Source organism: Solihabitans fulvus, from assembly GCF_008386585.1.
GTDB classification, from domain to species: Bacteria; Actinomycetota; Actinomycetes; order Mycobacteriales; family Pseudonocardiaceae; genus Solihabitans; species Solihabitans fulvus.
This window is the reverse complement of sequence record NZ_VUOB01000060.1, coordinates 1-11,641: the sequence shown is the minus strand read 5'-3', so window position 1 is coordinate 11,641 and position 11,641 is coordinate 1. Positions and strand designations below refer to the sequence as shown.

The following is an 11,641-nucleotide window of genomic DNA, read 5'->3' as shown; positions in this document are numbered from 1 at the left end:
ATGGGGTGCGATTTCCCCCGGTGCATGGCGCCCATAAATTGGCAGCTCGACGCCCCACGCTAGCATTCGGGTCACCGGGCAGCGATGTGGCGTAGATCACATTTACACACTACGGCACTCTTGCTGTATCAAGGTTTCAACAGTCTGCCGATCGCGCGCAGGCACCGGTCGAGACGTCCGACGAATATAGATGAAATATAGATACTCGTTTCACGTCTCGATCTCCGGAAATCTCCCCACGAGAGGTATCGGTTGTGGCGCAAGCATGGGACGACCGCTTCGAAAAAGTGTTGAGAGAGGCCGTGCCGGCTCTGCCCGCGGACACGCCTTTGCTTCCCGACCTGCAACTCATCGCGGCGGGGCTCGACTCCGTCGGAATTGTGAAGCTGATGATGCGCCTTGAGCAGGAGTACCGCACGGAATTCGCGTTCGAGCTGCTGAACTTCCAGATCTTCTCGACACCGGCCACGCTGTGGGACGCGGTGTCCGGCGCGCTCGCGCGGACCGGGACAGCGGGGACGGACGCGTGACCGCGCCGACGGCCGACCTGCTGGCGAAGGTGCTGCCCGTGCTGCGGGACAACGCCGCCGCCGCGGACGAGCAGGCCGCCTTTCCGTCAGACTCCTTCCAGGCACTGCGGGACAACCACCTGCTCAGCCTGGTGGTGCCTCGGGAGTACGGCGGCGGCGGAGCCTCCCTACAGACCTTCCTCGAGGTGACCGGGGAGCTCGCCGGGGCCTGCCTGTCCACCGGCCAGCTCTGGGCCATGCACGGCTCCCACGTCGACACGATCGTGCGGCACGGCTCCCCGGAGCTCAGGGCCGACCTGTTGCCGCGCATCGCCGAGAACGAGCTGTACATCGCGTCCGCGACCAGCGAAAAGGGGCGCAGCTCCAGCCTGTTCGTCGCGCACAGCCCGCTGGCCGCCGACGGCGACCGGGTCGTGGTCGACCGCGCGGCGCCCGTGGTCAGCGGGGGCGCGCACGCCGACGGCTACCTGATCACCATGCGCGCCTCCGCCGAAGCCTCGGAGCACGACGTCTGCCTGGTCTACGCGGACCGCCACGACCTGCGGACCGAGCTGGCCGGCGAGTGGAACACCCTCGGCATGCGGGCGACGGAGAGCATCGGCATGCGGCTGACGGGCGTCGTGCCGGCGAGCAACGTCATCGGCGCCGGCGGCCAGTTCGCCGCGCTGGCCCGCGAGAGCATGATCCCGATCTCTCATCTGAGCTGGTCAGCGGCCTGGTTGGGGGCCGCGCGCGGCGCGTTCCGCGAGCTGGTGCGCTGGTTCGCCAAGTCCGGCGCGCCGGACATGTCGGACCTGTTCCACGAGCGCCTCGCCCGCGTCCGGCTCGATCTCGAGCTGGTCAGCGCGTACCTGACGCGGGTCCGCGAGGAGGTGGACCTGGCCAGGATCGAGGGCGGCTCGGTGGCCCACTCGCGCGCCCAGTTGCAGATCAACGCGCTCAAGGTCGTCGCGTCCGACCTCTCCTTCCGCGCGGTGGACCACATGGTGCAGCTGGCCGGGCTGCGCATCGGCTACGCGAAGAACTCTCCGATCGCGCTGGAACGATGCTTCCGCGATCTCAGGTCGGCGAGCCTGAATCACGCGAACGACGGGCTCCGCGTCGGCATCGGCGCGCTCTGCCTGCTGGACCGGTCCGTCTCCCTGATCTGATTCGACTTCCGCCATCTGTGTCATTACTGTTTGAGGAGAACCACAAATGAAGCGCACACCGCTGAGCACCCCGGACGCACCGGCGCCTATCGCGTGTTATTCGCAGGGCGCGCGGGTCGGCAATTTCCTCCAGGTGTCCGGACAGATGCCGGCCGACCCGGCGACGGGCGAATTGGTCGGACCGACGGTCAAGGAGCAGACCCGGCAGTCGCTGCTCAATGTTCAGGCCGTTCTGACGGCGGCCGGGGCCACGTTCGACAATGTGCTGATGATGCGCGTCTACCTCACCACCTACGACGACTTCTGGACGATGAACGAGGTCTACAGCACGTTCTTCGAGAATGTGGCACCACCGGCCAGGATGACCTTCTACTGCGGCCTGCCGCCGGGCATGCTGGTGGAGGTCGACGCACTCGCGGTGCTCGCCGACTGAACTGAGGTCACGCGGGGCGGGATTCCACTACGGAATCCCGCCCCGCGTCGTTTCTAGACCATCGCCCCCAGTTCCTTCCTGTCCACCTTCCCGTTCCCGGTCAGCGGCAGGTCGGGCAGTTCGACGAACTGGTCGGGCACCATGTACTCGGGCAACGCCCCGGCGCAGGCCGCGCGCAGTGCCTCCTCGGTCACCGCCGTCTGCTGCTCGCGGACGTAGTAGGCGACCAGCCGGACGGTCCCGCTCCGTCGGATCCCCACCACCGCGGCGACGCGCACACCTCGCACGCGATGCAGCACGGCCTCGATCTCCCCCGGTTCCACCCGGTAACCCCGGACCTTGAGCTGACCGTCCACTCGCGACAGGAAGTGCAGCCACTGCCCGTCGAAGCGCACTAGGTCCCCGGTGAGGTAGCACCTGCGCTGGTGACCGTCTCGTGGCGCGAGAGCGCGGAACTTCCGCGACGTCAGGTCGTCGTCGCCGAGGTAGCCGAGCGCGACGCACTCGCCCGCGACGACGAGCTCCCCCACTTCGCCCGGCTCGAAGGGCCGCAGTCGCCCGTCGATGAGCCCGAACAGCTCGGCTCCCGCGACCGCGCCGCCGATCGGCGGGCGATCGGGCCACGTCCCGGGATCACCGGTCAACCGGTACGCGGTGACCACCGCGGTCTCGCTCGGCCCGTACTCGTTGATCAGCGCGACGTCCCGGCCGGCGCAGAAGCTCCGCACCTCCTCGTTGATCACCAGCTGCTCGCCCGCGGTCACGATCTCGCGCAGCGCGGGCAGCTCGGCGTCGTCGACTGCGGCCACCATGGCCAGCGCGTGCAGCGTCGCGACCGGCACGAACAACCGGGCAACCTGATTGGCGCGGATGATCGGGATCAGCTCGAAGGGATCGCGCCGCTCCTGGTCGTCGACCACCACCAGGGACGCGCCCGCCAGCCAGGTCGCGACCATCTCCTCGTAGACCACGTCGAACTCGACGGACGCTGCGTGCAGGGTGTGCGGCGGCACGTCGTACTGCCACCGCTGCGCCACCCAGCCGCCGAGGTTCGCCATGACCACCGGCGGCACCGCGACGCACTTGGGGTCCCCCGTCGTGCCGGACGTGGGGATCACGTAGAGCAGGTCTCCGCCGGTGACGTCCCCGTGCGAATCCCCGCGCAGACCGGCGAAGGTCACCTCGGGGACACCGAGCGAGACCTCCGGCGCCTCGTCCCCGCGCACCAGCAGCGAGGCGCCCGCGCCGACGAGGATCTTGCGGACCCGCTCATCCGGCTGCCCTGGGTCGATCCCGAGCACCGTCGCGCCGATCCGCCAGGCGCCGAGCAGGGCCGCGCACCGCCACCAGTTCCTCGACGAGTAGACGCAGAGCACGTCGCCCCGCGCGACGCCGTGCCGCGACAGGCCGCCGGCCACCTCGGTGGACAACCGGTCCAGCTCCGCGTAGGTCAGCCGACGCTCGTGGTCGACGACCGCGACGGCGTCAGCGTTGCGTTCCAGCGTTTCGACAAGTGCCTCGACCAACGACATGCCAGCGTCCTTCTTCTTTCCTGTCAACGGAGTCCATGCCGGTCAGCCCACCTGTGCTTGCAGTGGACCGCATTCGTCGTCGACGCACAGCGAGCGATGCACGGACACCGGACCGCCGAGCGCCCGGCAGCGTGCCGTCGCGTGCTCGATCTTCGCCAGGTAGTCGGGATCGGCGTCCGCGACGAGGATTCCCGTCACGGTTCCGCTGTGCGCCAGCACCAGACCGAGACCGTCGATGTCCGCGCAGACCCTGCGCAGCGCGTCCAGTCGTGGTCTCTGCCAGTACCGCGCGTCGAGCTGCACGCTCCTCGACGACACCGCGCCGACGGCCGCGAGGTCGCGCGCGCGGACCGCGTCGGACAGCACCGACAGCAGCCGCGCGTACTCCCGCTTGTCCTCGGCCGTGTAGGGCTTGGGGATTCGGTTGTAGCCGACCGTGTCGACCTCGCCGCCCTCGTCGTGCGCGACGATCGTCAACGGGGGCAGGCAGCCCAGCCACTCTCGCAGGCGGACCTCGCGGTGGTAGAAGGACACGATCCCGTCGTGCATCACGCCGTCCGATGGCTCGATCCTCCTGAGGAAGTCCTCGATCGCGACCGCGTCCAGCGCGATCCCCAGCGCCCCGCCGACCGCCCGCGCGGTGGCCACCAGGTCGGCCGACGAACTCGCAAACCCCTTGCCCTCCGGCAGGGTGCTGACCAGGGTGAGCACCCCGCCGCCGCGCCGGCCGTGCGCGCGCAGGATGTCGCCGACCAGCCGCTGCGACTTCCGCTTGTGCGCAGGCACCACCCTGATCTCGTCGCGCTCCGGGGTCGACACGAACGTCGCCGTCGACGACTGGGTGATCGGCAGCGTCACCAGGAAGTCGAGGTCGTCCCCAGGCAACCGGCCCTGGAGCAGCTCGCCGAACGTGCCGTTGGCCCTGCCCACCCCGGTGACGCCGCCAAGGTCGATGACCTCGACGGCGGCCTCGTCACCTGCCATGGACCCCGTTCCGCCCTTCCGCCGCTGCCTGGCCTGCGGGCTCGCCACCCTCACTCCGCTCGTTGGACCGGTGCGCGTAGCGGCTGTCGCTCGCGTCTGGACACCCTCGGCCCCTCGTCTGCCGGCCGCGCGGTCCGGTCGATCTCGGCAGCCAGCTCCGCGATCGTCGGATACTCGAACACCTGACTGAGCAACACCTTCGTGCCGACCGCGGACCGGATCCTGGCGATCGCCCTCGTCGCCAGCAGCGAGTGGCCGCCGAGGTCGAAGAAGTTGTCGTGCTGGCCGATCTCGGTCGTCCTGAACAGGTCCTGCCAGATCTTCGTGAGTGCCACGGCCGTGTCGGACAGCGGCTCGTCCGGCCGCGCCGCGGCGACCGGAGCCACCGCGTCGACGGGCAGCGCGGCGCGGTCCAGCTTGCCGCTCGCGGTCAACGAGAAGGCGTCGACCGCCACGTGCGTCGAGGGAACCATGTACTCGGGCAGCCGCTCCCCGACATAGGCCCGGAGTTCCTCGTTGCCTGGCGCCCTGGCGGGATCCCTGGCCACGACGTAGCCGACGAGCCGCCTGCCAAGGTCGTCCTCGCGCACCGCGACGGCGGCCTCCTGCACCTCGGGATGGGACTGTAGGCAGGACTCGATCTCGCCGAGTTCGATCCGGTAGCCGCGCAGCTTGACCTGGTTGTCGATCCTGCCGAGGAACTCGAGCACGCCGTCGGCGCGATGCCTGGCGAAGTCGCCCGTCCGGTAGAGCCTGCGGGCCGGCACACCGCCGAACGGGTCCGGCACGAAACGCTCGGCGGTCAGCCCCGGCCGGTTGAGGTAGCCCCTGGCCACGATGTCGCCGCCGACATAGACCTCGCCGGTGGCGCCGACGGGCACCGGCCCCATCGAGTCGTCCAGCACGTAGACGTCCGCATCGGTGATCGGCCGCCCGATGGGCGGCAGTTCCGGCCACGTCGTCGGGTCCCCGCGCAGCCAATGGGTGGTCGCGACGCTCGTCTCCGAGGGGCCGTACCCGTTGCGCAGCGCGCAGCCCGGCAGCTGCGCCAGCCACCGGACCAGGTCGGGGGCCATCAGCAGCTGCTCGCCGCCGGTGACGATCGTGCGCAGCCGCAGCGACCGGTTTCGGCCGTGGTGCACGGCCCAGTAGGCGATGTTCAGCAGGCCGGAGTACGGCGCCTCGAGGTGCTCGATCTCCTCGCGCTCCAGGAGATCGAGCAGCGCCTCGGCGTCGCGCCGCAACTCGTCGCGCGGCAGCAGCACCACCCGCGCGCCGGCATGCCAGCCGCCGAAGATCTCGCAGAACGACGCGTCGAAGCCGAGCGAGCTGAACTGCAACAGGCGCGCTCCCGGCGCGATGCCGGTCTCCGTCGTGTACCAGTCGATGATCCGCAGCAGGGCGCCGTGCTGCATGGCGACCCCCTTGGGGCGCCCGGTCGATCCCGAGGTGTGCAGCACGTACACCAGGTTCTCCTCGTGCAGCGAAACGCCGGGATTCGCCGTGGGGCGCAGGGAGATTTCGGCGTCGAGCGCGTCCATCGCGAGCACGGGGGCGTGGTCCTGCCCGGTGATCTCCGCAAGCGCCGGGGCGAACCGGCTCATGGTGAGGAACACGCGCGGGGACACGTCCGCGATGATGTCGCGGATCCGTTGCGCCGGATAGGACACGTCCAGCGGCACGTAGTACCCGCCGGCCTTGAGCACGCCGAGGATGCCGACCATCGCCTCGATGGAGCGGTCCACGTAGAGCGCGACCCCCGTGTCCGGCCCGACACCGCGCTCGCCGAGCCAGTGCGCGAGCTGGTTCGCGCGGGCATTGAGGTCGCGATAGGTCAGCCGGACGTCCTCGTGCACCAGAGCGACGGCGTCCGGGGTCGCCTCGGCCCAGGACTCCACCATCTCGTGCACGGCCGCGAAACGCGGGGTGGACCGTCCTGTCGTGCTCCACTGCGTCAACAGCAACGACCGCTCGTCCGCCGGCAGCAGCGGCAGCGTCTCGACCCGCTCGTCCGGGTTCTCGACGATGCCCTCCAGCAGGACTCGCCAGCGCTGCAACCAGCGTTCGACGGTCTCGCCGGAGAACAGGTCGTCGCGGTACCTGACGCCGACGTGCAGGCCGTCGACGGTGTCGATGACCGCCATGGTCAGGTCGAAGTGCGCGCTGTCCGCCCCGATGTCCACCGGGCGGACCGGATGGTCGGCGAGCGCGAGCTTGTCCGGCTCGTCGGTCTGGAAGTCGAACAGCACCTGGAAGATCGGCGTGCGGTGCGTCGTCCTGTCGGGCCTCAGCTCGTGCACCAGCCGTTCGAACGGCAGGTCCTGGTGCGCGAACGCGCCGAGAGTCGCCTCGCGCACCCGCGCGAGCAGCTCGCGGAACGCCGGGTCGCCGGTCAGGTCCGCGCGGAGGACCACGGTGTTGACGAAGAAGCCGATCAGCGCCTCCTCCTCCACCTCAGTCCTGGTCGCCATGGTGGTGCCGACCAGCACGTCGCGCTGCCCGCTGTGCCGCATCAGCAGCACCTGGAACGCGGCGAGCAGCGTCATGTACATGGTGGTGTCCGACTCGCGGCTCAGCTTCTCCAGCCGGGCCGCGAGTTCCCTTGGCAACAACGCGGTTCGGGTGCCGCCGGTGTAGGACGGCGTGGCCGGGCGGGGGTGGTCGGTCGGCAGCTCCAGCACGGCGGGTGCGTCGGCCAGCGTCGTCCGCCAGTAGTCCAGCTGCCTCGCGAGCACCTCGTCGGTCAGCCGCCCGCGCTGCCACAGCGCATGGTCGCCGTACTGCACGGGGAGTGCGGGCAGCGCCGCCTGCGCGCCGGTGAGCGCCGCCCGGTACAGCTCGGACAGCTCCCGGAAGAAAATCTGGCTCGACCAGTCGTCGATCACGATGTGGTGCAGCGCGTAGACGAGCAGGAACCGCTGGTCCGCCAACCGATACGCGGTGGCCCGCAGCAGCGGACCGCGCGCCAGGTCGAACGGCGTCTCGGCCTCCCGGCGCGCCAGCCGCGTGGCCTCGGCGAATCCGTCCTCGGCCGACAGGTCCGAGAGGTCGAGCACGGTGAGCGTCAGGTCCGAGGCCGGCGCGACCACCTGGATCGGCCGGTCGTCGACCACCTGGAAGGTGGTGCGCAGCATCTCGTGCCTGGCGACCAACGCGTTCAGGGCCTGTTCGAGCGCCGCGGGGTGGAGCGCGCCGCCGACCTCCATCGCGAACACGACGTTGTAGCTGGTGTCCTCGGGGTCGTACTGGTTGAGGAACCACAGCCGTTCCTGCCCGAAGGACAGCGGCGTCTCGGCGGCCCCGGCGCGCACGGCGATCGTGGCGGTGTCCGGTTCCGGCCGACCGATCCTGCGGTCGATCTGCTCGGCGAGCTCGTGCAGGACGGGCGTCTCGAACACCAGCCGCACGGTCGCGTCGACGCCCCATCGCTTGCGGATACGGATGACTGTCCTGGTGGCCAACAGGGAACCGCCGCCGGAGCGGAAGAAATGGCTCTGCCGGGTGACATCCGGTGTCTCGAGCACCTCGGACCAGATCTCCGCCAGCGCCAGCTCGGTCGGCGTGGCCGGCGGGTCGTCCTCGGTGTCTGGTGCGACGACGGCGTCCGAAGTGGACGGTGCGACGGTCAGCGGCCTCGACGGCGGCCGGCCGACGTCGAGCGCGTCGACGCGGCGACCCGGATCGTTCACCAGGTCGCCGAGCACGGCGCGGTAGTCGGCGGCCAGCCGCTCGACGGTCGCTCGGTCGAACAGGTCGGTGGGGAACTCGAACGCGCAAGCCAGTCCGGACGCGTCGTGGTCGACGTTCAACTGGAGGTCGAACTTCGCCGTGTGGGTGCCCAGTTCCTTGAGTTCCGTGGTGAGCCGGGCGAACGCGGGTGCCGGCGCGGCCTCGTTCACCACGCACAGCACCTGGAAGATCGGGTTTCGGTCGGGCTCGCGCGGCGCGTCGACCGCGTCCACGACCCGGTCGAAGGGCACCTCCTGGTTGGCCGCAGCCTCGGTCAGCGCGGACCTGGTCTCGCGCAGCACATCGCGCAGCGACGCGCCGTCCGCGACGGTGACCCGCAGCGCGACCGTGTTCACGAACTGGCCGAGGACCGACTCCCACTCGTGGCGCGTCCGGTTGGCCACCGGAACGCCGACGACGATGTCGCGCTCGCCGGTGTACCGGTGCAACAGGACCGTCAGGGCGGCGATGGCCGCGGTGGACACCGAGAGGTCGTCCCTGCCACCGCCGTCCCCGGCGCGGTGCCCGCTCAGCAGGTCGCGGGGAACGGCACAGCCGACCGATCCGCCCGCGCGCGTGGCACGAGTCCCTGGTGGACGGTCGAACGGGAGGGCCAGCGGCGCGGCGGCCCCCGCGAGGCGGTCCCGCCAGTAGGCCAGCTGCGACTCGAACCGGCCACCGGCGACCTGCTCGGCCTCCCACCTGGCGTAGTCCGCGTAGTGCAGGCGCTGGTCCGGCAGGGGCGAGGCCGTGCCGGTGACCCGCGCCGAGTACAGGACGCCGAGCTCGTGGAAGAACACGCCCTCCGACCAGCCGTCGGTGATGATGTGGTGGAGGTTCACGAACAGGTAGTGGTCGTCGTCGGCGAGGCGAAGCAGTTCCCACCGCACCAGCGGCTCGCCGTCCAATCGGAACGGTGTGTTCGCCGAGGCGTCCAGTGCCCTCGCCGCCAGTTCCTCGCGCGCCTCGACCGGCGCCTGGCGCAGGTCGGTGAGCGGCAGGTCCAGGTCCGCCGACGGCGCGATGATCTGCACGACGTCGTCGTCGGTCTCCGCGACAGTCGTGCGGAGGCTCTCGTGCCGCGCGACCAGGTCGCGCGCGCCCGCCCGGAGCGCGCCGACGTCGAGCGGCCCCCGCAGCCTCAGCGCGAACGGCGAGTTGTATGCGGCGTCCGCACCGTGGAGTTGCTCCAGGAACCACAGCCTCCGCTGAGCGGAGGAGGCACCGATCGACCCGTCTCTCGGAAAAGGTTGAATTCCAAAGTTCTCGACGCCGGAAGTGTCCGTTTCGAGAAGCTTGCGAAGCAGATCTGTCTTTGCGGGAGATAAATCGTCCCCAAAGCGTGCCGAGCCCATACGGCTCCTCCCCAGAAGCGGACGGGACTTGCGCGCCTCCCCAGTCGATCAGACGCGACAGTCCTGCCGGAGGTGACGCTATCAAGTGGACTTGTTCGCATTTCAACACGTTGTGACCTTCATCACATTCATTGTCAGTAACGCCTCTCGCCCGTAAAAGTGGTGACCTGCACGCCGCAGTCAAGTCGGCGCCGGTACTCGCGCAGCCACCCATGGGACAACCGTTGGTCGGCGCAGCTAAATTTCTCTGCGCGTGAACATTCCAAGGAGCATCTTCGTGCGCTTCAGATATTTCCTCATGACCGAGAACACATTTCACGCCAGCTATCTGGTCACGAAATGGATCGATACCTTTGCGGGATCACCAGGCAACGCCGGCGTGGTGCTCCGCGAGGCACCGCTCTCGGCGGAGCTGCGGCGCGCACGAGCCGAGTTCCACCGACAGCACCAGGGCCGGCGCGAGCTGACGTCCCAGGCATGGCGCGACCTTGAGCAGCTCTACCCCGGTCTGAGCGAGACGGAGCGGGCCATGGTGGCGGCCTTCGGCGTGCCGGCGCACACCGTCGCCGAGGAGCCGAACACCGTCTTCATCGGCAGGAAGGCCAACGACGCGAGCGTCAAGGAGTGGCTCGCGGACCAGTGCTCCGGGCCCGTCAAACCCTTTTTCTTCATCTTCCTCGACCGCATGCTCGCGCCATGGTGGATCGACCTGACCGGATCGCGGATCATCAATGCACACTCGGCCGTGCTGCCCATCGCGCGCGGCGCGCACGCAATTGAGCAGATCGCCGCGGCACAGGATGTCAAGCGGTTCTCCGCCTCGGTCGGCGCGACGGCCCACTACGTGGACACCGGGGTTGACAGCGGCCCTATAGTCGCGGGCGCGCGATTCAATGACCCATTTCAGTTCGACTCGATATGGGACTGTAAGGCGCACCTGTTCATGTTGGCGTTCGACGTTCTCGCCAATGTCGCGAAGCAGTTGACGGAGCGACCATCGATTAGTCCGCTCGGAATAGTTCCCGACTTGACCGGATCGTGCCGGGACTTCAAGTTCGCCGAGTTCACCGAGGAACGACGGCGGCAGGCGGAGCTGGGGTACCTCGCCATGCGGGAGAACGCCGACCGTTCCTGACGGGCAAATATATATATTTTGTAGCTACGGACGGTGGGGTGGGCTCTGTGGTGAGTTCGGTGGCCGGGTTCAACGACACGACGGTGGCATACCCGTCGGACGCATGTCTGCACGAGCTGTTCGAGGACCAGGCGGCGGCCAACCCGGACCGCATCGCCGTCGTGCTCGGGGACACCGAGCTGACCTACCGGGAACTGGACGAACGCGCCAACCAACTCGCGCACCTGTTGCAGGAACACGGAGTCCGCCCCGACAGCGTCGTCGGCCTGTGCGTGGAACGGTCACTGGAGATGGTGATCGCGCTCATCGCGATCCTCAAAGCCGGCGGCGCCTACCTCCCGCTCGACCCCGAAGCCCCCGCCAACCGGCTCGCGGGCATCCTCACCGACTCGCGGGCCACCGTCTGCCTCACCCTCGACCGGATGGGCGTCCCCATCCCGGACGACGTGCCGAGGCTCGCCCTGGACACCGACTGGCCCGACATCGGCCGTCGCCCCACGACGAAGCCGGCCACGACGGTCTCCCCGCTCAACCTGGTCTCGATCTACTACACGTCCGGATCGACCGGGATGCCCAAGGGCGTGGCCAACACCCACACCGGCTGGGTCAACCGCATGACCTGGATGCAACGCCAACACCAGCTCAAACCCGGCGAGACCATCCTCCACAAGACCACCCTCACCTTTGGCGACGCCGCGCTGGAGATCTTCTGGCCGTTGGCGAACGCCGGCACGACCGCGCTGTTGGCACCCCTGCTGCATCGTGATCCTCGCGCGATCATCGACGCCGCCG

8 protein-coding genes are annotated in these 11,641 nt (G+C 69.2%); 5 read left to right on the top strand and 3 right to left on the bottom strand.

The features are described from left to right. Positions 1-254: 254 nt before the first annotated feature. Genes F0L68_RS29845 through F0L68_RS29835 form a run of 3 tightly spaced genes read left to right on the top strand, consistent with a single transcriptional unit; the run spans position 255 to position 2,114 of the window. Complete coding sequence (locus tag F0L68_RS29845) at positions 255-530, top strand: acyl carrier protein (protein ID WP_188316903.1); 276 nt, start codon at positions 255-257, stop codon at positions 528-530. Further along, positions 527-1,681: an acyl-CoA dehydrogenase family protein gene (locus F0L68_RS29840; protein WP_149853184.1), complete on the top strand. Its 1,155-nt coding sequence runs from the start codon at positions 527-529 to the stop codon at positions 1,679-1,681. Before F0L68_RS29845 ends, F0L68_RS29840 begins: the two co-directional genes overlap by 4 nt. Before the next feature lie 46 nt (positions 1,682-1,727). Further along, complete coding sequence (locus F0L68_RS29835) at positions 1,728-2,114, top strand: Rid family detoxifying hydrolase (RefSeq protein ID WP_149853183.1); 387 nt, start codon at positions 1,728-1,730, stop codon at positions 2,112-2,114. Positions 2,115-2,167: 53 nt separating this feature from the next. Here F0L68_RS29835 and F0L68_RS29830 read toward each other — a convergent pair whose 3' ends face one another. From F0L68_RS29830 to F0L68_RS29820, 3 genes are read right to left on the bottom strand one after another with little or no spacing between them, the layout of a single operon-like run. Further along, the gene (locus F0L68_RS29830) at positions 2,168-3,646 is read right to left on the bottom strand and encodes an AMP-binding protein (protein ID WP_149853182.1); all 1,479 of its coding nucleotides are present in this window, start codon (positions 3,644-3,646) and stop codon (positions 2,168-2,170) included. Positions 3,647-3,688: 42 nt separating this feature from the next. Beyond that, positions 3,689-4,630, bottom strand: coding sequence for a GHMP family kinase ATP-binding protein (locus F0L68_RS29825; protein WP_149853181.1), 942 nt, complete (start codon positions 4,628-4,630; stop codon positions 3,689-3,691). A gap of 50 nt (positions 4,631-4,680) precedes the next feature. Next, positions 4,681-9,714 carry a non-ribosomal peptide synthetase gene (locus F0L68_RS29820; RefSeq protein ID WP_149853180.1) on the bottom strand — a complete coding sequence of 1,678 codons (5,034 nt, stop codon included), beginning with the start codon at positions 9,712-9,714 and terminating at the stop codon, positions 4,681-4,683. A gap of 277 nt (positions 9,715-9,991) precedes the next feature. On the opposite strand from F0L68_RS29820, the gene F0L68_RS29815 reads away from it, so the two are divergent. Both F0L68_RS29815 and F0L68_RS29810 read left to right on the top strand, forming a co-directional pair. Beyond that, positions 9,992-10,849 (top strand): formyltransferase family protein, encoded by an 858-nt coding sequence (locus F0L68_RS29815; protein WP_149853179.1) that lies wholly within the window; start codon positions 9,992-9,994, stop codon positions 10,847-10,849. Between the two features lie 59 nt (positions 10,850-10,908). Beyond that, on the top strand, positions 10,909-11,641 hold a 733-nt coding region (locus F0L68_RS29810), incomplete at its 3' end, for an AMP-binding protein (protein ID WP_149853178.1).

What these genes read in the sequence shown, in the direction of transcription:
- F0L68_RS29820 (WP_149853180.1), bottom strand. Translation starts at nt 9,714, where the DNA reads ATGGGCTCGGCACGCTTTGGGGACGATTTATCTCCCGCAAAGACAGAT.
- F0L68_RS29835 (WP_149853183.1), top strand. Translation starts at nt 1,728, where the DNA reads ATGAAGCGCACACCGCTGAGCACCCCGGACGCACCGGCGCCTATCGCG.
- F0L68_RS29825 (WP_149853181.1), bottom strand. Translation starts at nt 4,630, where the DNA reads ATGGCAGGTGACGAGGCCGCCGTCGAGGTCATCGACCTTGGCGGCGTC.
- F0L68_RS29830 (WP_149853182.1), bottom strand. Translation starts at nt 3,646, where the DNA reads ATGTCGTTGGTCGAGGCACTTGTCGAAACGCTGGAACGCAACGCTGAC.